Genomic DNA, 19,611 nt, shown 5'->3' with positions numbered 1-19,611 from the left:
TTCCTCATGATGTTTATCGCGCTTGCGCTCTTTCCTCATGAGGTTTATCTTGCTGGAGGTCGAGGCGAGCGAAGGGAGGCCCGACATGCCGGCAACCAGCGCGCCGGGAGCCGGCAGGCTGTCCGGCCAGTGGGCGGTGATCACGGGCGGCAGCAAGGGAATCGGCTTCGGGATCGCCGAGCTGTTCGTCGCCGAATCGGCCCACGTGGTGCTCGCCGCACGCGACGAGGCGGCACTGGGCGAAGCGGCGACCCGGTTGCGTGCCAAGGCGGGGGAGGAGCAACGGGTGGAGACCGTGGTGGCCGACACGGCCACCCGGTCCGGTGTGGACGGTCTGTTCGACCGCCTCGCCGCGGAGCTTCCGGTGCTCAACATCTTCGTCGCCAACGTCGGCTACGGGATCTTCCGCGAGTTCCTCGACGTCACCGACGAGGACTGGCAGGGCATCGTGGACACGAACCTCACCGGGACGTTCCGGTGCGCCCAGGCGGCCGCGCGGCTCATGCGGGACAGGCCGTCCGGCAACCGTTCCATCGTCGTGGTGTCTTCTATCCGCGCGCAGGGTACCCGCCCCGGCACGCTGCCGTATTCCACGACGAAGGCGGGGCTCAACCAGCTGGTGCGCGTGGCCGCATACGAGCTCGCTCCGCTCGGTATCCGGGTCAACGCGGTTTCACCAGGGCTCGTCGTCACGCCCATGGCGCTGGCGAACAACCCCGGCGCGGAGGAGCTCGGCGCGGAGCTGGCGCCGCTCGGCCGGGCGGGCCTGCCCGCCGATGTCGCTCGTGGCGTGCTTTACGCGGCGGAGCCGGCGGCGTCCTTCGTGACGGGCTCGAATCTCGTGGTGGACGGAGGGGAATCCTTGTGGTGAAGCCGCCGCGAGGTGTCGTCGTGGTCGGCGCGGGGCTCGGTGGGGTGCGTACCGTGGCGCGGCTGCGCGGGGCCGGGTATCGCGGCGAGATCACACTCGCCGGCGCGGAGCCGCACGCACCCTACGATCGCCCGCCGCTGTCGAAACAGATCCTGACCGGACACTGGCCGCCCGAACGCGCCCGCTTCCGCGAGCTGGCGGGGCTGGATGTGCGGGCGCGCCTGGGCGTGCCCGCGGTGGGATGGCGTGAGGGCGTCGTGGAGCTAGCCGACGGCACGGAGCTGGCTGCCGAAGCGGTCGTCGTCGCCACGGGGGCGCAAGCGAAGACGTTGCCAGGCCAGCCGGACGGGGTGCACGCGTTGCGTACGATGGACGATGCGCTGGCGTTGCGCGCCGCGCTGGCCGGCGCCGGTTCGCTGCTCGTCGTCGGCGCCGGTTTCATCGGTGCCGAGGTGGCCAGTGCCGCCCGTGCTCGCGGGATGGAGGTGACTGTGCTGGAGGCGCTCGAGGTGCCCTGCGCACGCGCGCTCGGGGCGGAGGCCGGGGCCCTCTGCGGCAGATTGCTCACCGAAGCCGGGGTCGATCTGCGGCTGGGCGCCCGGCTTTCGGGCTTCGCAGATGCCGCCACCGTCGAGCTCGCGGATGGGACCCGACTCATGGCGGACGTCGTGCTCGTCGGCGTAGGGGCCGCGCCCGCGGTGGACTGGCTCGCCGAAACAGGGGTGGACGCGGGCGCGGGCTTAAGGTGCGACGAGCGGGGGCGAGTTCTCGGAATGCCAGCGACGTGGGCTGTCGGCGACGTGGCAGCGTGGGCAGATCCCTTGCGCGGTAAGCATTTCCGCTACGAGCACTGGACCAGCGTCACGGACCAGGCCGCGATGGTCGCCGCCGATATCGCGCGAGTGAAGCCTCCGGCGCCCGCGGTACCGTACGTGTGGTCCGATCAGTTCGGGCTCAAGATCCAGGTGCTCGGACGGCCCGAACTGGCCGACGAAGTGGTGCCACTGCATGGAGACGGTTTCACCGGCGGTCCGGTGCGCGGCACGGTCGCCGGCTATTTCTCGGGGGAGCGGTTGGTCGGCGTGGCCGGGTTCGGTGCCCCCAAGCCACTGGCCCGCTACCGCGCGCTCGTGGCCGCGAACGCGCTCAGGTCGGAGATTCCCCTGGCCTGAACCAAGTCGCGAACGGTCGCTCACGCATCCGCCCAGGATCCATAGCCGCCTTCGAGAAGGCGCCTGCTGGCGGCGAAACGCTGTCGGACACGGCATTTCTCGCCTCGAGCACCGCCGAGCCACCGCCACTCGACACGATCGCCCTGTCGTGACAACGCAAGACCGGCGTCGCCACCTTGTTCAGCTGTGTCGGCAGACCAGCCGTACCCGCATTACCGGGAACTGCCGGGAACCCTCGCTAGCGCCACTCGATCGTCTCCTTCAGCAGCTCCGGCCAGCGTTCCCGGTAACTGCCGACCACCGTGCCGATGTGGTCCTCCATCAGCGACGCGGCTTTGCGCGGCTGGCCCGCGATGATCGCCTCCGCGATCGCGGTGTGCGAATGCAGCATGTGCGCGCTTTCCGCGATCGGGTCGATGCTCTCCAGCACGTGGTCGGTGACGATGTGCGTGACCGCCTGGGTCAGCAGGGTCAGCACCCGGTTCCCGCTCAGGTGCGCGATCACGGCGTGGAAGTTGTTGAGGTCCTCGAACACCTCGTCCCGCCCGTGCCGGTCCGGGTCGTAGTCCAGGAACGGCGCGAACGCCTCCTGCTTGCGGGCCCGGTCGGGCAGCCGCGCGACCCTCGCGGAGAGCGGGGGTTCCAGGATCTGCCAGGTGTCGAACAGTTCGTCGTAGGTGGCGCCGCTGAGTTTGAAGTACAGCGTGGCGGTGCGGGCGAGGTACGCGGCGTTGATCGGTTCGACCACCGGACCGCCACCCGGGCCCCGCCGGATCTGGATCAGCCCTTGGACTTCGAGGAGCCGCAGCGCTTCCCGCAGCGTCTCGCGGCTGACGTTGTAGTGGGCGAGCATCTCGGCCTCGCTGCGCAGCTTGTCGCCCGCCCGCAGGGCGTAGGCGACGATGTCATCCACGATCGCGGCCGCCGCCGTCTCCGAGGATTTCGGGGTGCGCCGGGTGAACATCGGTTTTTCCAGCTGGGTGCTGCGGAACACCGTGCCGGGGTGGTAGACGATCGGGATCCCGTCGTCCTCGTCCGCCGGCGGTCCGCTCATCGAAGCCCCCTTCGCGCCCATCGGGCGATGCTACCGTTGCTCCTGAGAATACCGGACGAGCCCCAGCTCCCCGGCCACTTCCGCCAGACGCGCGTGTTTGTCCGCGCCACGCCACACCTGATCGGCCCACACCACCAGATCGGTCATTCCCTCGGCCGCGAACCTGCGGGCCAGCCGCGGGTCCGGCCGTTCGATCCGGAACCAGCAGCGCAATGACGTCGTGCGGCCTTCCGCGGTGCAGGCCGCGGCGAGTTGGTCGCGCAGCCTGGCGGCCGTCTCGTAGTCCAGTGTGCCCGAGCTGAGCCAGCCGTCGGCCAGCCGCGCGGCCCGGCGCAGCGCGGGTCCGGAGTTCCCGCCCAGCACCAGCGGAATCCGTACCGGGTTGGCCGAAACCTGGACCGGGCCGAACCGGAAATGCTGACCGGCGAAGGAAAACCAGCCACCATCCGAGGCCGATCGGACGATCTCGAGGCATTCTTCCAGCCGGCTGAACCGGCCGCGGAACTCGATGTCCAGTGCTTCGAACTCCGCGGCGAGCCAGCCGGCTCCGGCGCCGAGGAGGAATCGTCCGCCGGCGATTTCCTGTACCGTCGCGGCGATTCTGGCGGTGGCCAGCGGATGCCGCAGTGGCACGAGGTACACGCCGGTCGCGAGCGAAATGTGGCGTGTCCGCGCTGCCGCGGCGGCGAGCGTCGTCATCGGGTCGGGCAGGCGCACGGCCGGGTCCACCAGCGGACCGGAATGGTGCTGTGGCTGGCCTTCGCGGGTGGGATGCGGTTCGGTGGCGCCGGCCGGGGTGACCACGTGCTCGCCGAGCCACAGCGTGTCGAACCCGCATTCGTCCGCGGCGGCGGCCAGTTCCGCGAAGTCGGCCGCGTGCACGTCGTAGGCGCTGATGCTGACCCGGCAGGAATCCGTCATCGGTGTGCACCTTTCGAAGAAAGTGTCCGGTGGACGGGACTCTACGCGAACGGAAGGAATTCCTCATGAGGGTTGACAGTGCTCGCGGCCGGCCATAGGCTGGTGATATTCCTCATGAGGATTAGAGAAGGGGGTGATGAGGTGCCGGATAACGGTCGTGCGCCGAGGCGGCGCCGTGGTCCGCTCGCCGGGCTGCTGGTCGCCGATTTCTGCTGGATGGGCGTGGGCGCCGTCGCCACCCGGATGCTCGCCGATTTCGGTGCGGACGTCGTGAAGATCGAGGACCGGACCCGCCTGGACATGCCGCGCCGGCTCCCGTTCTACAAAGGAGAGGTCCGCACCTACGGCGAGGAGGATCCGAACCCCGACCCGGACAAGGGTGGTCTTTTCAACAACTACAACCGCAACAAGCTCGGCGTCACCATCGACATGCGCACCCCGCGCGGGCGGGAGATCGCCGAGCGGCTCATCGCGAAATCCTCGGTGGTCACCGAGAACTTCGCGCCGGGCGTGATGGAACGCTGGGGGCTCACTTACGAGCACTTGCGGGAGCTGTGTCCCGAGGTGATCTTCGCCCGGATGAGCGGGTACGGCCACCGCGGGCCGCACACCGAATACCGCAGTTACGGTCCGGTGATCCAGGCGGTCAGCGGTCTCACGCACATCAGCGGGCTCCCCGGCCGTGAGCCGAGTGGCTGGGGATTCTCCTACATGGACAACCAGGCCGCCTACTACAACTCGGCGGCGATCCTGATGGCCCTGCTGCACCGTGAGATGACCGGAGAGGGCACCCTGATCGACGTGTCCGCGCTCGAGGTGGGGATCAACCTGCTCGGCCCGGACCTGCTGGACGTCGGGGTGAACGGGGCCGTCACCCGGCGGCCCGGGTTCCCCTCCGGTAACCGGCTCGAGCACCCGAGGGCGGCGCCGCACGGTGTGTACCCGGCCGCCGGGGACGATCGCTGGATCGCGATCGCGGTGTTCGGTGACGCGGACTGGGCAGCGCTGGTGACGGCGCTCGGACGTCCTGCGTGGACGGATGATTCGCGTTTCGCCACACAGGAATCGCGCTGTGCCAACCAGGACGCGCTGGATGAGCATCTCGCGACGTGGACTCGCGAGCGGGAGGCGCACGAGGCCATGCATCTGCTGCAGGCGGCCGGGGTGGCGGCGGGCGCCGTGCAGAACTCCCAGGACCTCGACGAACGGGATCCGCAGCTGGCACACCGCGGCACGTTCTTCGAACTCGGTCACCCGGTCATCGGCGAGGCACGGTTCGAGGGGAGTCCTGTGCTGTTCTCCCGGACCGAGCAGGACAACTGGCGTTCGGCGCCCTTGCTGGGGGAGGACAACGAGTACGTGTGCACCCAGTTGCTCGGCATGTCCGCCGGCGAAGTCTCCGAGTTGGTCGCGGAGGGAGTCCTGTGAGCGCGAACCCTTATGCCGCACTGAAAGTCGTCGAATTGTCGGCCGACTCAGCGGGGGAGTACACCGGAAAGCTCCTCGCCGACCAGGGTGCCGAAGTGATCAAGGTGGAGCCGCCCGGCGGGGCCGTGAGCAGACGGATCGGGCCCTTCGCCGCCGGCCGTGCCGACGCCGAGGCGAGCCTGCACTACCGTTGGTACAACACGAGCAAACGCAGTGTTGTCCTCGATGAGTCCACTGAGGACGGGCAACGGGCGCTGGCCGGACTCCTCGAGGGAGCGGACATCCTCATCATGGGGCGGGCGGCGGCAGGCAGTTCGCCGCAGGCATTGACAGAGGCGCATCCGCGGCTCATCGTGCTGGCGGTGACGCCGTTCGGGCTGGATGGGCCCTGGGCGGACTACCGCTCGAGTGATCTGGTGGCACTGGCCCTCGGCGGTCCGCTCAACTCCTGCGGGTACGACGACCACTCGATCCCGCCGATCCGGCCGGGCGGGAACCAGGCGTACGCGACCGCGGCGAGCTTCGCGCACACCGGGCTGCTGCTCGCGCTGCTGGAACGAAGGCGGTCCGGGCGCGGACAGGTCGTGGATGTCTCGATGCACTCCGCGCTCGCGGTCAGCGGCGAACTGGCGAACCCGTTCTGGTTCTACCCCAAAGCGATCGTGCGGCGGCAGACGTGCCGGCACGCCCAGCCCACGCCGACCCAGCCCGCGCTGTTCGAATGCGCCGACGGCCGGTGGGTCTACTTCGCGCTCATCCTCGCCGACCGGAAACCGTGGCAGGCTCTCGTCGACTGGATGGATTCACTGGGGCTGGCCGCGGACCTGGTGCAGCCGGAGTACGGCGAACTGGCCTACCGGCAGGCGAACTTCTCGCACATCCAGGACCTCGTCGAGGTGTTCTTTCTCCTGCTGGACGGGGACACCGCGTACCACGAGGGCCAGCGGCGGGGGCTGCCGATCGGGATCACGAACGCCCCCGAGGAACTCTTCGGTGACGAGCACCTGGCCGCGCGCGGCTTCTTCGTCGAAGTGGAGCAGAGCGGCGGTGAGCCCGCGTTGCAGCCTGGCAGCCCGTTCTGGTTCAGCGCCTTCGCCTCGCCAGGGCCGGGCCGGGCGCCAAGGTTGGGGGAGCACACGCAGGAGGTGCTCGGGACATGAGCTGGCGGCGAGACGGGTGCGCCATCACCGGCATCGGCGCCACCGAGTTCTCCAAGGACAGCGGCCGTAGCGAGCTCTCGCTCGCCACGGAGGCGGCCAGAGCGGCGCTGGCCGACGCCGGGCTGACCGCGTCCGATGTGGACGGTGTGGTCTCCTGCGATCACGATCTCGTGACGTACGGCGGCATAGCCGAATCGCTTGGCGTTCCCGATCTGACCTACTGGGGGCAGACCGGGCCGGGCGGCTCGGGTCCGTGCGCGATGGTCGGGCAGGCCGTCGCCGCGATCCTTTCGGGCCAGGCCACGACGGTGCTCGTCTACCGCGCGCTCAACGGCAGGTCCGGACGCCGCTTCGGCCAGGGAACGGCGGACCCGGCGGCCCGGGTCGGGGGCAAGGGCAGCTACGAGGAGTTCTTCGCGCCGTACGGGCTCGTCACGCCGGGGCAGTTCTTCGCGCTGCTGGCGCAACGGCACATGACCGAATACGGCACGCGACACGAAGCGCTGGCGCACATCGCGGTCGCCTGCCGGGAGGCCGCGAACCGCAACCCGGCGGCGCAGATGCACGACAGGGTGCTCAGCCTCGACGACTGCGCGGACGCGCGCCCGATCTCCCTGCCGCTGCGGCTCTTCGACTTCTGTCTCGAGACCGACGGGGCGTGTGCCGTGATTGTGACGGCGGCCGAACGAGCCGGGGATTCACCGCAGCCATCGGTGCTGATCCGCGCGGTCGCCCAATCCACCGGGCCGCGGGTGCAACCGGGCGTGATGTACCCGATGCTGCAACGGCCCGACGTCACCGTCACGCCTTCGGCGACGGCGGCGGGCACGCTGTTCTCCCGTGGCGGACTCGGTCCGTCCGATGTGGACGTCGCCCAGTTCTACGACTGCTTCACGATCACGGTCCTGCTGCAGCTGGAGGATTTCGGGTTCTGCGCCAAGGGCGAAGGCGGTCCGCTCGCGGAGAGCGGCGCTCTGCGGCGTGGGGGCACATTGCCGATCAACACCGCGGGCGGGAACATGTCCGAGGGCTATGTCCACGGGATGAACCACGTCCTCGAAGGTGTCCGGCAGCTACGGGGTACCTCACCGTCGCAGGTCGAGGGCGCGGAGGTAAGCCTGGTGACGTCCGCGCCTCCTCCCGGGACGTCCGCGCTGCTGCTGGTGAAGGGGTGATGAGCGTGGGCCTGCTTCCCGTCGAGGACGATCATGACACCAGCGGGTTCTTCGCCGCGGCCCGGAGGGGCGTGCTGGTGCTGAAGTTCTGCGTCAGATGCGCGCAGGTATTGCACCTGCCGAGGCAAGCATGTTTCGCCTGCGGCTCATGGGAAAGCGAGTGGCGTGCTGTCGAAGGCCGGGGCACGTTGTACGCCTGGACGGTCGTCAAGCACCAGGTCCATCCGGCCTTCCCGGTGCCTTACACCGTGGTTGTGGTCGATGTCGCGGGCCAGCCCCGGGGCACCCGGCTGACGGGCCGGCTTCCCGGGGAGCCGGAACTCGCCGCTGGGCAGCCGATGCGGATCCGGTTCGACCGGCTGCCCGACGGTGCCGTCCTGCCCAACTGGGAGCCCGGGGAGTGATGCCCTAGGTCTGGCCACGGTCTAGCTGTGTGAAAGCCGGGAGCAGCGACGCCGCGGGGCCTGCCCGCTGCAGGTCGGAAGCCTTGATGCCGCTGTCCTTGCCCACCGGGAACCGGGGGACTGATGCCGCGGGGCCCACCGGGAACCGGGGAAGTGATGCGTCGGGCCGCGCGCACTGGAAGCCGGAGGGAGTGGGCTACAGGCCGTTCGACTTGGTGCGGCCGAACCGATCACACTGAGGGATGCTCAGCCGGGTTCGGCGGTTTCGTCCGGAGCGGACAGGAGATAGTCACGGGCTACGGCGCGGTTGTACTTCGTCAGCATCGCGCCCAGGGCGTGTAGCTCGTCCTGGTGCCAGCCGTGGAGGAGTTCCGCGGTGCGCTCCCGCCGCTGCACCCGGGTGTGGGCGAGCAGTTCGCGGCCCTCGGCGGTCGCGCTGACGATGCCGCGGCGGCGGTCCTGGGCATCGGCGGTGCGTTCGACGAGCCCGTGCGCCCGGAGGGCCGTCACCTGCCGCCCCACGGTCGACGGGTCGAGGCCCAGTTTCGCCGCGAGGGTCGCGATGTCGGCGGGGCCGATCGCGTCGAGGGTCCGCATCAGCAGGTAGCTCGCTTTGTCGAGTTCGCCGTAAATGTCGCCGCGCCGGCGCAGCAGTTCGAGGTTGCGGGCGATGACCGCCGTCTGCACTTCGATCACGTCGAGCGCGTCGACGCCGTCGTCGGTCCACCACTGATCGCGATCCCGGGTCATCTCCGCCACTCCAATACCGGTATGATACCGATATTGTACGAGTTCGCCGGTGTCGCCGGATCGAGACCAGAGGGGTATCTCCGGGCGCCGGCCGGGAGAGGGTGTGGATGGCCACCGGGCCGCGGTTTTCGTTTCGCCAGCTGAGGGACAGGTGCGTCGCCGCCGACCCGGGGCTGATCCGGTTGCGGCAGGCCACCTCGGCCGCGTTCGCGATGATCACCGCGCTCGGCGTCGAATACCTCTTCGCGCACCTGCAGGACCTGGGCGCGACGGGGCCGCTGATCCCGATGCTGCTCGGCGCCGTCCTCGCGCTGATGGGCGCGATGGCGCTCACCAGCGGCGGCCCCTGGGTGAAGGCCCGCACAGCCGTGTTCTTCCCGGTCGCGCTGGGGCTCGGGCTGGTGCTCGGCACCCTGGTCGCCAGCGACGTCGACGTGATGCTCGGCGTGTTCGTGCTGGTGATGTTCGCCGCCGTGTTCGTGCGCCGGTTCGGGCCCGCGTTCTTCTTCTATGGCTTCATGTTCTGGATGGGCTACTTCTTCGCGTCGTTCCTGCACGCGACGGTGGAGATGCTGCCCTGGCTCCTAGCCGACGCCGCGGTCTCGACGCTATGGGTGTACCTGCTGTCCGTCACGATCCTGCGGACGAACACCCGGCGCACGCTCAACCGCACGGTGCGCGCGTTCGGCGCCCGGGTGCGGGCCGTGGCACGGGTGTGTGCCGAACTGGGCGACATCGACGAGCGCCAGGCCGACCGCTGGCAGCGCCGCGTCCAGGCGCGCCGCAACCGGCTGGCGGAGACGGCGCTGGTGATCGAGGCCTGGTCGGCCGAGCCGGGCGCGCTGCCGGAGGGCTGGTCGGCGGTGGCGCTGCGACGGCACCTGGTCAACGCGCAGCTGGCGATCGAGGACCTCGCGACGGCGGCAAAGGCGCTACTCGGCGGTGATCCGCGGGTGAAGGCGAAGGCGGCCGCGATCGCCGGGCAGGTGTCGCGCCGCGAGTACGAGGAAGCCGACGCGGCCGCGCGGGTCCTGCTGTCCACTTTGGAGCGTGCCGGGGAACGGGAAGGCGGTTCCTGGTGGGCTGCCCGGCACTTCGGGACCGCGGTGACCGAGTACGTCGCGGTCACGAGGCGGTTCACCGAGGTGGTCACGGGCGAGGCGGACCCGGAGTTCGAGCCGGTCGTGGGCCTCGTCTCAGGGGGCATGCTGCCCGGATCCGCCGCGGTGGCGGGCGACGTGCGGCCCCGGGGGAAGTGGGGGCCGCTGTCGCGGCTGGATCTCACGTCACGCCAGGCGATCCAGGTCGCGATCGCGGGCGGGCTGGCGATCCTGGTCGGCCGCGAACTGTCGAGCACGCGGTACTACTGGGCGGTGCTGGCCGCGTTCGTCGCCTTCGCCGGCACGGCGACGCGTTCGGAGACCTTCGTCAAAGCGGTGAACCGGGTGCTGGGCACGCTGGTCGGGCTCGGCGCGGGGATCGGGCTGGCGCATCTGACGGCCGGGCACACGGCGTGGATCCTGGTCGTGATCACCGGGAGCATGTTCTGCGGGCTGTACCTGATCCAGGCCAGCTACGCGTTCATGATCTTCTTCATCACGATCCTGGTTTCCCAGCTTTACAGCGTGCTCAACGAGTTTTCCCCCGAACTGCTCGTGCTCCGGCTGGAGGAGACCGCGATCGGCGCGACGATCGGGTTCCTGGTGGCGCTGACCATGACCCCGCTCAGCACGCGGGACGTGGTCCGCGCGGTGCAGAAGGACCTGCTGACCGACCTCGCCGCGCTTCTCACGGCCACGGCGGAGCGGCTTCGCGGGCAGCAGGCCGAGGATCTCGACGTGCTGGCCCGCACGCTCGACGACCGGCTGCGTTCGCTGTACCTTGTCGCCGCGCCGCTGACCCGGAAGCTGTTGTGGAACAACGATCCGCGCCTCGCCCGGCATCGGCTGACGTTGTTCGCCTCTTCTGTCCACTATGGACGGGCGTTGGCCGCGGCGATGCACGAGGCGGCTCCCGCGCCCGGGCTCGGCGACGGGGGCACCGCGCTCGCGAGCACCTGCACCGGGCTGGCGGAAGTGCTGACCGCGCCCGGCCACCGGCACGAGCCCGCGGAGCAGCTGCGGGCGCACCTGGCGGACGCCGACGCGGCGTTGTTCACCGGAGCCGGGAACGACCATCCCGCCCACGATCCGCTGCTGCACCTGTGGCAGCTGCTGTCCGAGCTCGTCGCGGCGGCGCCCGTCGCGTTGCCCCCGCGCAAACGCGCCGTCAGCGGGCTTGCCGTCGAGGGCACGGTCCGTGAGAGCACGGGCGCGGCCCTCGCGGGCGCGACCGTCACGCTCGTCGACACCTCGGGGCGGCAGCTCGGCAAGGTGAACACCGACGCGCGCGGCGAATACAGCCTTGCCGTTCCGGCCGCGGGCACCTACCTGCTGATCACCCTCGCGCCGCGGCACGAAGCCTGTGCCTCCCGCGTCACACTCACCGCGGGGCCGGAGATCTACGACATCACGCTCGTCGCGTCCGTCGCGCTCACCGGCACGATCACCGCGGACCGGCCGGTGGCCGGCGCGAACGTCTCACTGGTCGCGGAAACCGGCGTGGTCGCGACGTCCACCCGCAGCGATTCAGCGGGCCGGTTCACCCTCGCCGGTGTGGCGCCCGGTCCGTACAACCTGGCGGTCTCGGCGGCCGGGTACCTTCCCGCCGCACGCACTGTCGTTGTGCCGGAAGGAAAACCCGGGCACGAGGACGTGCGCCTGACTCGCGCGGTGACGCTGACCGGCTACGCCAGCACCCAGTCCGACGGGCGTCCCGTAGCCGGGGCCCGGATCACGGTGCGGGACCTGCACGGCACGCTCATCGCCACCACCGACACCGACCACTCGGGCCACTACAGCATCCCGGAAATGCGGCCCGGCCGGTACACCGTGACGGCGAGCGGCTTTCACGCTGTCCGGCATCCGCTCCGGGTGCGGCAGACGGAGCGTGTCACCCTCGACGTGGAACTCAAGCACCGCTGTTAGCGAAGCGGCCCGCGAACCCGCGAAGCGGCACGTCCGCGCTCGTGAGAATGCCCGGCGGCGCCGCGACCACGGAGCGGATCACGTTGAGCGCGGGCAGCCCGGTCACGGTCATCCCGATCGAGGCGAAGGCCTCCACACTGGAGAAATCCGTGCCGGGCTTGGGCAGCACCTGGTGCTTGCTGTAGATGCACGGGTCGCCCTGGATCTTCGTGACGTAACAGCCCTTGATGTCCCATTTCGGGTCGGTGTGCGGGGTCATCTGCCATTCCAGATGGGTCTCGATCCGCGGCACCCCGTCCACGATCCCTTGGTACTTCAGGTAGTTCGAGCCCAGCGAGCCCTTCGGCAAGCGGTACCAGCCGAGATCCACGTCCTTCGTGCACGCGCCCAGCTCGGCGGAGAACGTGACGTCGTCGAGCTCCAGCCCGAAGCAGTCGGCCATCAGGTAGACGGCGTCGCCGAAGACGCGCGTGTACTTCTCCAGCATCGCGGGCAGGTCCGGATCGCCGACCGGGCGCCCGTAGCCGACCTCGCGCCAGGTCTCGGCCGAATGGTGGCACGAGACGTCGACGGACTCGATCGTGGTGACGTTCTCGATCTCGCTGACGTCCGCGCTGTGCACGACGCCGAGGATCTGGTTCAGGCCCGGGTTCATCCCCGTGCCGTAGAAGGTGGAGCTGCCGCGGCGGCACGCGTCCGCGAGCACCTCGCTGACCGGTTTCCCCGACGGGTGCGGATGGTTGCGGTCGCGGTGGTGGCCGGTGATCCAGTCCGCCGTCGTGACGATGTCGATCCCCGCTTCGAGCACCTTCTCGTACAACGCCTCGTCCGGGAAAACGCCGTGGAACGTCACGACGTCCGGCCGCGCTTCGATGATCTCCGCGATGGTTCCCGTGGCGCGCACGCCGATCGGCGCCAGCCCCGCGATCTCACCGGCGTCGCGGCCTATCTTCTCCGGCGAATAGCAGTGCAGGCCGACGAGCTCGAGGTCGGGGTGGCGGCCGATGCGCTTGATCATCTCGGTGCCGACGTTGCCGCTGGCCACCTGGAACACGCGGACCGGCCGGTCGGGGGCGGAGTTCATGGCGCACCTTCCTGAGGTTCAACGTGCCGGCGTGGCAAGGGTTTCCGGGTAGAACTGGCGCGCCCACTCGCGCAGCGCGGTGAACCCGGCGTACTCGCCGCGGGCGAGCGCGGCGGGGTCGGCGTAGCGCTGGTGCGACCAGATCTCGACGTCGGCGAGGAACTGATCGACGACGCCCTGGGATTGCCGTCGCGCGATGGCGCCGGACTCCTCCTCGGACACGCCCGGCTGCCTGCCGATCCACACCGAGAACCGGACGTCGCACGTGCTGTCGTCGACCGGGGTGACCGCCGTGGCCGTCCGGTTGTCGAGCATGCCCCAGCTCTTGGTGACCGCCAGGCCGAGGCCGGCGTTGATCGCGTGCACGCCGCTGTCGATCTCGTCGGCGCTGGCGGCGGAGCCGTCGAAGCTGATCGTGAAGTCCACATAGGACACCGGGCCTCCGAAGTCGTGCCGGGTGAAGATCGGCACGATCGGGACCTTGTGGACGTACTTGAAATGGGCGAAGTCGACGCCGTTCTCCAGGACGTACTGCGGATGCAGCTCCAGGCCTTCGCGCAGCAGCAGGGAGCCGGGGTACGCGGGGTGGTACCCGGCGGCGCGGGCCCCGTCGTCCCAGCTCGTGAACACGTCCGGGACGTCGAAGTACGGTTCCCCGCCCTCGGCGTCGTGCCAGATGTAGACGGCTTCGTTGCGCTCGGCGACGGGGTAGGTGGTGATCTTCCGGCCCAGGTTGGGGCGCGGCTCGTACGGAATGCAGACGTTGCGGCCCGCCGCGTTCCACTCCCAGCCGTGGAAGGGGCATTGGATTCTGTCCCCGAGTACGGTGCCGCCGTAGCCGAGATGCGCGCCGAGGTGCTCGCAGTACGCGTCCATCACGGTGACCGCGCCGGATTCGCCGCGCCACGCGACGAGCTCGCGGCCGAAGTAGTGCATCCGGCGCACGGTGGCGACTTCGATCTCGGCGGACCAGGCGACCTGGAACCAGCCGGTCGGTTTCATCGACAGTGGCGGTTTGGCCATTCGGACCCTCCGCTCCCACGGGTAACCGTGCTTCTGCTTTACAGAATCGCGATTCTGGACGAAGCTAGCACAGGGCCCGCTGCGGCCACAACGCTCGCGTCCGGGGCGGGAACAGTGGGACACAACAGAAGCAGAAACAGCGACCAGCCGGGAGGAGGAGCCGATGGGCACGGCAGGGGAGCCCGCCGTGGCGGGCAGTATCCGGGACGCGCGCAGATCCCTTTACCGCCAGCGGATCCTGGCCGCGGCGGAGCACGAGTTCGCCGCGGCGGGGTTCGCCGACACGAGGGTGAACGCGATCGCCAAGACGGCCGAGGTCTCGCTCGCCACGGTGTACAAGACGTTCGCGGGCAAGGCGGAGATCTGGGACGCCCTGCACGCGGACCGGATGGAAGCCCTGCTGGCCGAAGTGGAACCGGCGACCAACGGGGTCTCCTCACCGCTGGAAAGGCTTCTCGCCGGGGTTGCCGCCGTCGCGCTTTTCCTTACGCGGCAAGACGCCTATCTCGAACTGAGCATCCGCGCTGGTGCCGGCTGGGCCGGAGCCGAGTCCGGGCACGGGGTGCAGCGCACGGTGTGGGGCGCGGGGCTGGACATGATCGCCCGCGGTGTGGAAGCGTCGGTCGCGAACGGGGAACTGCGGGGCATCCGGCCCCGGGTGGCGGCGGGCATGATCGCCTCGGCGCTGCAGATCTGGTTGTCCGACTGGGTGAGCTCGGGCCGGGACAGGGCACCCGACGCCGTCGTCGGCGAGCTGGTCCTGCATCTGCGCTGGATGCTCGCCGGCCCGGGAAACCAGGACTAGGAAGCGGGGATTCGTGGCTGCCGGACCGATCGAGGAGACCGCCGGGAAACCCGTGCCCCCCGGCCAGGAAGAGCGCCGCCGCCGCATCATCGACGCCGCGCTGTCCGTGGCGTCCCGTGGCGGGTACGACGCGATGCAGATGCGCACGGTGGCCGAGCGCGCGAACGTCGCGCTGGCCACGCTGTACCGGTACTTCCCGTCCAAGATCCACCTTCTGGTCTCCGCGCTCGCGAGCGAGTTCGAGGACGCGCGCGAGAAGTTCGGCCGCGGCGTGATCCCCGGCGACACCAGCGCGGAGCGGCTGATCTTCGTGCTGAACCGCAACACGCTGATGATGCAACGCAACCCGGACCTGACCGAGGCGATGGTGCGCTCGTTCCTGTTCGCCGACACCAGCGCGGCGACGGAGGTGGAACAGGTCGGGCGGCTGATGGAGGACATGTTCGCGCAGGCGATCCGGATCGAGCGGCCCAGCGGCCGCGAGCGGGCGGTGTTCCGGCTCATCGCGGACGTCTGGATGTCGAACCTGGTCGCCTGGATCACCCACCGCGCCACCGCGAAGGACGTGGCCGAACGCCTTGAGCTGTCGGTGAAACTGCTCGTCGGCGGCTCGCGTTCGCTAGGACAGCAGCCGGCGTAGCAGGCGGTTGCCGAAGCCGAGGCGCACGAGCCCGTCCAGGTTCCGCACGGTTTTCGCGGTGTAGGGGTACCACAGGCTTTCCTTGCGCGATCGCCCGCGGGACAGCAGAACCGGCTGTACGTGGGTGAAACCGAGCAGGGAGTCGGTGCCGTTGACCCGCCCCACGCCACTGTTCTTGCGGCCGCCGAAGGGGGCTTCCGCGACGCCGTAGATCACCGCGGCGTCGTTCTGCACCACCGATCCCGTCTTCAGCTTTGCCGCGATGCGCCGCGCTTTGGCGCCATCGCGGGTGAAAACGCTTCCCCCGAGTCCGTATTCGCTGTCGTTGGCCCAGCGGATCGCCTCGTCCTCGTCGGCCACGCGCATGATCGCGGCCACCGGCCCGAACGTCTCCTCCCGCATGAGGTCCATCTCGTGCGTGGCGTCGACGACGACGGTCGGCTGGAAGTACAGGCCCTCGCCACCGGCCTGCACGCCGCCGACCGTGACGGTGGCGCCCTTCTTCCGGGCGTCGGCGAGATGCCGGTTGACGATGTCGGGCTGGCGGTCGGAGAACAACGGGCCCATGTCGTGGTCGCCCTCGCCGTAGGTGACGGCTTGGGCTTTCTCTTGCACCAGGCGGATGAACTCGTCGGCGACCGAGTCCACGACGTAGATCCGTTCGACGCTGAGGCAGACCTGCCCGGTGTTGAACATCGACAGGTACACCGCGCCCGCGGCGGCCCGCTCGAGGTCCGCGTCGGCGCAGACGATCATCGCGTCCTTGCCGCCCAGTTCCAGCGTGCACGGGATCAGCCGCCGCGCGCACGCCGTGGCGATGGACCGTCCAGTCGCGACACTCCCGGTGAAGCACACCTTGTCCACCGTGCCTTCGACCAGCGCGGCGCCCGTGCTCCCGTCCCCGTGCACGACCTGCAGGACGTCCTCCGGCACACCGGCCTCGTGCAGCACGCGCACCGCCCATTCGCCGGAGCGCGGGGTGACCTCGGATGGCTTGAGCACCACGGAGTTCCCGGCCAGCAGCGCCTGCGCGACCGGGTTCAGCGACAGCACGAACGGCGCGTTCCACGGCGTGATCACCCCGACCACCCCGAGCGGCTGGTGGTGCACGTACAGCTTCTTCATCGGGCGGATGTAGCCGTGCGTGCGGCGCCGCCCGTCCTTGAGGTCACCGGGCGCGCGTTTGCTCCAGTGGTTGAGGAAATCGCACGACGGCACGATCTCGATGGCCAGCGCCTCGGCGCGCGGTTTGCCCGTCTCGTCCCGGATCGTCTCGACGATCTCCTCGCGCCGGGCGACGAGCACGTCGATGGCGCGGCGCACGATCCCGGCCCGTTCTCGGACCGGAAGCGCGGCCCAGGCCGGTTGCGCGGCGCGGGCACGTTCGAGCGCACCCTCCACATCGGACTTGGTGCTCACGGCGATTTCGCCGAGGCTGTGGCGGTCCACCGGGCTGTGCAGGCGCAGCCTCCGGTGCCCGTCGGCGGTCTCGGCCAGCGGTTCGACAATGGCCATGGGTTTCTCCTCGGCGGTGACCTACTCGTAGCTGACTTGCCAGTGCTTGATGCCGTTGATGAAGCTCGACCGCAGCCGCTCGGGCTCCGCCACCTGCTTCAGGTCCGGCAGCACGTCGGCGATGGCGGTGAAGATGAGCTCCAGCTGCAGCCGCGCCAGGTTCGCGCCGACGCAGTAATGGGCGCCGGTCCCGCCGAAACCGAGGTGGGGATTGGGATCGCGGGTGATGTCGAACGAGAACGGGTCCTCGAAGACCTCGTCGTCGAAGTTGGCCGAGCTGTAGAACAGCGCGAGCCGCTGGCCTGCTTTGACCTCCCGGCCGCCCATTTCGAGGTCCTCGGTGGCGGTGCGCTGGAAGGCGATGACGGGGGTGGCCCAGCGGACGATCTCGTCGGGCGCGGTCTTCGGGCGCTCCGCTTTGTACAGTTCCCACTGCTCCGGGTTGTCCACGAAGGCTTTCATGCCTTTCGTGGTGGCGTTGCGGGTGGTCTCGTTCCCGGCGACGGTCAGCAGGATCATGAAGAACCCGAACTCGTCGGAGGTGAGCCCCTCGCCGCCCACGTCGGCGGTGACGAGTTTCGACACGATGTCCCCGGCCGGGTTTTCCCGCCTGCTCTCGGCCAGCTGCCAGGCGTAGCCGAGGATTTCCGCCGAGGCCAGCACGGGGTCGCCGTACTCGGGGTCGTCGAAGTTCAGCATCTGGTTGGACCAGTCGAACAGTTTGGCCCGGTCGTCCTGTGGCACGCCCAGCAGTTCGGCGATCGCCTGCAGCGGCAGCTCGGAGGCGACCTGCTCGACGAAGTCGCCCCCGCCTTCCTTCCGTGCTTTGTGGACGATCGCTTCGGCCCGCTCGGTCAGCGCCGAGCGCAGGCTTTCCACGGCGCGCGGGGTGAACCCCTTGTTGATGATCCCGCGCGTGCGGGTGTGCTTCGGCGGATCCATGTTGACCAGCATGGTTTTCGTGGCTTCGAACGTCTCGCCGGTCAGCACGCCGGGGTAGCGGATGATCGAGCCGTTGCGGTTCGAGGAGAACAGCGTGGGGTTCCGGGAGATCTCCCGGATGTCCTCGTGTCTGCTCACCACCCAGAAACCGCCGTCGTGGTAAGGGATGCAGTCCTCGCCGGACTGCGCGTTCCACCAGAGCGGGGCCGTCCGCCGCAGCGTGGCGAACTCCCCGGCGGGTGTCCTCTCCAGCCACAGGTCCGGGTCGGCGAAGTCCGTTCCGGCCGGGATCGCGGCAACGCGTTCTACTTTTGGAGTCGAAGTCCCAGGTAGAGGGTGGGAAACCATACGAGAGCACGTTACCTGTATGGGAGCCGGCGCACAAGGATCGGACGGCCGGGGCGCATACTGGGAGGATGAGACGACCGGCCTGGAACGGGTCGCCGCCACTCGGTGGCGAGGAGGCGAGGGCCCGGATCATCGAGGCCGCCATGCGGTGCGTCGACCGGTACGGCCCGGACAAGGCCCGGCTTTCCGACGTCGCCGTGGAGCTGGGCGTGATCCGGCAGACGGTGTACCGGTATTTTCCCAGTACGGAAGAGCTTTTCGCGGCGGTCGGGGACGCGGCGCGCGAGAACTACGTGAACCGGCTGGTGGCGCACGTGGCCGGGGTCACCGCGCCCGGTGAGGTGCTCGTCGAGATCCTGGCCTACACGATCGAACGCGTGCCGCGGGACCCGTACCTCGGGCTTTTCCTTACCGCGGGCCAATCGGACGCGTTCTCGCGCCGGGCGATGTCCGCCGCCGCGTTCGAGTCGTGCCAGGAGGTGCTCGCCCGCGTGGACGTGGACTGGGGCGAACTCGGCTACGAGGGGCGGGAACTGACCGACCTGGTCGAGTTCCTGCTGCGGATCCTGTTGTCGTTCCTCGACGACCCGCTGCCGCGCCGCGACGGTGCCGGGCTGCGCCGGTTCCTGCGCCGCTGGGTGCTGCCGGCCGTGGTGTCCACTGTGGACGCCGGAGGCTACGACAGGTAGGCGATGATCGCCTCGCTGAGGCCGCGGCGCGCCTCGTCGAGGTCGGTGTACGTGCTCAGATGACGTTCCCCGTGCAGGCCGCGCATCGCGCCCGGCAGCAGGGCGCGGATCCGCTGCAGCTTGGCGTCGTCCACGTCGAGGTTCTCGAAGGCCGTTTTGCAGGCGTGGGTCCAGTTCACGTCCCAGGCGGCGAGCGCGGCGGCGGTCAGCGGGAACTCGGACTCGAGTTCCTCGCGATGGCGGGGGAGCGCGTGCCGGAGGCTTTCGATGGCCCGGGATCCGGGCGCGTCCAAGGCGCTCCACAGGTTTTCGACGATCGCGGGCACCAGTTCGGCCAGCGTGGGCGGCCCCGGCGTGGGGATCAGCGGGCCGCCGTGCTCGGAGATGTACCCGAACACCGCCGCCCACAGCCCGTCGACGTCGCCGAACTGGTGCTGCACGGTGCCCCAGGTGACCCCGGCCCGCTGCGCGATCAGGTTGGCGCTGGCCGCTTCGGGCCCGCCCTCGGCGAGGCAGCGGATGGCGACCTTCAGCAGGTTCCGCCGGGTTTCCAGGCCACGCCGGTTGAGTCTGGTTCCCTTGGCGCTCAACGTCACGACGCCAC

18 protein-coding genes are annotated in these 19,611 nt (G+C 69.6%); 10 read left to right on the top strand and 8 right to left on the bottom strand.

The genetic code is table 11. From position 1 onward, the window contains the following. The first annotated feature begins 85 nt into the window (after window positions 1-85). Together FPZ12_RS27350 and FPZ12_RS27345 are read left to right on the top strand one after the other, a co-directional pair. Entirely contained in the window at window positions 86-871 is a 786-nt protein-coding gene (locus FPZ12_RS27350) for an SDR family NAD(P)-dependent oxidoreductase (RefSeq protein WP_144749416.1), read from the top strand. Then, on the top strand, window positions 868-2,043 hold the full coding sequence (locus tag FPZ12_RS27345) for an NAD(P)/FAD-dependent oxidoreductase (RefSeq protein ID WP_144749414.1): 1,176 nt from the start codon (window positions 868-870) through the stop codon (window positions 2,041-2,043). The genes FPZ12_RS27350 and FPZ12_RS27345 overlap by 4 nt, the downstream gene beginning before the upstream one ends. Before the next feature lie 238 nt (window positions 2,044-2,281). Here FPZ12_RS27345 and FPZ12_RS27340 read toward each other — a convergent pair whose 3' ends face one another. Next, complete coding sequence (locus tag FPZ12_RS27340) at window positions 2,282-3,097, bottom strand: FadR/GntR family transcriptional regulator (protein ID WP_144749412.1); 816 nt, start codon at window positions 3,095-3,097, stop codon at window positions 2,282-2,284. 30 nt (window positions 3,098-3,127) lie between these two features. Then, on the bottom strand, window positions 3,128-4,018 hold the full coding sequence (locus tag FPZ12_RS27335) for a TIGR03619 family F420-dependent LLM class oxidoreductase (protein WP_144749410.1): 891 nt from the start codon (window positions 4,016-4,018) through the stop codon (window positions 3,128-3,130). 141 nt (window positions 4,019-4,159) lie between these two features. On the opposite strand from FPZ12_RS27335, the gene FPZ12_RS27330 reads away from it, so the two are divergent. The 4 genes from FPZ12_RS27330 to FPZ12_RS27315 are packed head-to-tail and all read left to right on the top strand — an operon-like array spanning window position 4,160 to window position 8,185. After that, window positions 4,160-5,446 carry a CaiB/BaiF CoA transferase family protein gene (locus FPZ12_RS27330; RefSeq protein ID WP_208026028.1) on the top strand — a complete coding sequence of 429 codons (1,287 nt, stop codon included), beginning with the start codon at window positions 4,160-4,162 and terminating at the stop codon, window positions 5,444-5,446. Then, a complete protein-coding gene (locus FPZ12_RS27325; protein WP_144749406.1) occupies window positions 5,443-6,606 on the top strand; it encodes a CaiB/BaiF CoA transferase family protein in 1,164 nt (387 codons plus the stop codon). Before FPZ12_RS27330 ends, FPZ12_RS27325 begins: the two co-directional genes overlap by 4 nt. Beyond that, complete coding sequence (locus FPZ12_RS27320) at window positions 6,603-7,781, top strand: thiolase C-terminal domain-containing protein (protein ID WP_144749404.1); 1,179 nt, start codon at window positions 6,603-6,605, stop codon at window positions 7,779-7,781. The genes FPZ12_RS27325 and FPZ12_RS27320 overlap by 4 nt, the downstream gene beginning before the upstream one ends. Before the next feature lie 5 nt (window positions 7,782-7,786). Further along, a complete protein-coding gene (locus FPZ12_RS27315) occupies window positions 7,787-8,185 on the top strand; it encodes a Zn-ribbon domain-containing OB-fold protein (protein ID WP_208026027.1) in 399 nt (132 codons plus the stop codon). A gap of 246 nt (window positions 8,186-8,431) precedes the next feature. Here FPZ12_RS27315 and FPZ12_RS27310 read toward each other — a convergent pair whose 3' ends face one another. After that, window positions 8,432-8,935 carry a MarR family winged helix-turn-helix transcriptional regulator gene (locus FPZ12_RS27310; RefSeq protein WP_144749400.1) on the bottom strand — a complete coding sequence of 168 codons (504 nt, stop codon included), beginning with the start codon at window positions 8,933-8,935 and terminating at the stop codon, window positions 8,432-8,434. Between the two features lie 107 nt (window positions 8,936-9,042). Here FPZ12_RS27310 and FPZ12_RS27305 point away from each other — a divergent pair, with 107 nt between their 5' ends. Next, window positions 9,043-11,961, top strand: coding sequence for a carboxypeptidase regulatory-like domain-containing protein (locus FPZ12_RS27305; protein ID WP_144749398.1), 2,919 nt, complete (start codon window positions 9,043-9,045; stop codon window positions 11,959-11,961). Here FPZ12_RS27305 and FPZ12_RS27300 read toward each other — a convergent pair. Both FPZ12_RS27300 and FPZ12_RS27295 read right to left on the bottom strand, forming a co-directional pair. Beyond that, window positions 11,945-13,045, bottom strand: a complete 1,101-nt coding sequence (locus FPZ12_RS27300; protein ID WP_144749396.1) for an NAD(P)H-dependent amine dehydrogenase family protein — start codon at window positions 13,043-13,045, stop codon at window positions 11,945-11,947. The genes FPZ12_RS27305 and FPZ12_RS27300 overlap by 17 nt on opposite strands. Before the next feature lie 18 nt (window positions 13,046-13,063). Then, complete coding sequence (locus FPZ12_RS27295) at window positions 13,064-14,068, bottom strand: Rieske 2Fe-2S domain-containing protein (RefSeq protein WP_144749394.1); 1,005 nt, start codon at window positions 14,066-14,068, stop codon at window positions 13,064-13,066. Between the two features lie 163 nt (window positions 14,069-14,231). Between FPZ12_RS27295 and FPZ12_RS27290 the strand changes: the two genes are divergently transcribed. Next, entirely contained in the window at window positions 14,232-14,873 is a 642-nt protein-coding gene (locus FPZ12_RS27290; protein ID WP_144749392.1) for a TetR/AcrR family transcriptional regulator, read from the top strand. A gap of 13 nt (window positions 14,874-14,886) precedes the next feature. Further along, complete coding sequence (gene kstR, locus FPZ12_RS27285; protein WP_144749390.1) at window positions 14,887-15,513, top strand: cholesterol catabolism transcriptional regulator KstR; 627 nt, start codon at window positions 14,887-14,889, stop codon at window positions 15,511-15,513. On the opposite strand, the gene FPZ12_RS27280 is transcribed toward kstR, so the two are convergent. Beyond that, complete coding sequence (locus FPZ12_RS27280; RefSeq protein ID WP_144749388.1) at window positions 15,493-17,028, bottom strand: aldehyde dehydrogenase family protein; 1,536 nt, start codon at window positions 17,026-17,028, stop codon at window positions 15,493-15,495. The genes kstR and FPZ12_RS27280 overlap by 21 nt on opposite strands. 21 nt (window positions 17,029-17,049) lie before the next feature. Next, the gene (locus tag FPZ12_RS27275) at window positions 17,050-18,318 is read right to left on the bottom strand and encodes a cytochrome P450 (protein ID WP_144749386.1); all 1,269 of its coding nucleotides are present in this window, start codon (window positions 18,316-18,318) and stop codon (window positions 17,050-17,052) included. Between the two features lie 68 nt (window positions 18,319-18,386). On the opposite strand from FPZ12_RS27275, the gene FPZ12_RS27270 reads away from it, so the two are divergent. Continuing rightward, window positions 18,387-19,007 (top strand): TetR/AcrR family transcriptional regulator, encoded by a 621-nt coding sequence (locus FPZ12_RS27270; RefSeq protein WP_144749384.1) that lies wholly within the window; start codon window positions 18,387-18,389, stop codon window positions 19,005-19,007. On the opposite strand, the gene FPZ12_RS27265 is transcribed toward FPZ12_RS27270, so the two are convergent. Continuing rightward, entirely contained in the window at window positions 18,995-19,603 is a 609-nt protein-coding gene (locus FPZ12_RS27265) for a TetR/AcrR family transcriptional regulator (protein ID WP_144749382.1), read from the bottom strand. The two genes, FPZ12_RS27270 and FPZ12_RS27265, sit on opposite strands and share 13 nt — an antisense overlap. Window positions 19,604-19,611 lie beyond the last annotated feature (8 nt).

Origin of the sequence: Amycolatopsis acidicola, assembly GCF_007713735.2 — a bacterium.
GTDB classification, from domain to species: domain Bacteria; phylum Actinomycetota; class Actinomycetes; order Mycobacteriales; family Pseudonocardiaceae; genus Amycolatopsis_E; species Amycolatopsis_E acidicola.
Note: the sequence above shows the minus strand (reverse complement) of the source record. Positions and strands in the feature narration are given on the sequence as shown.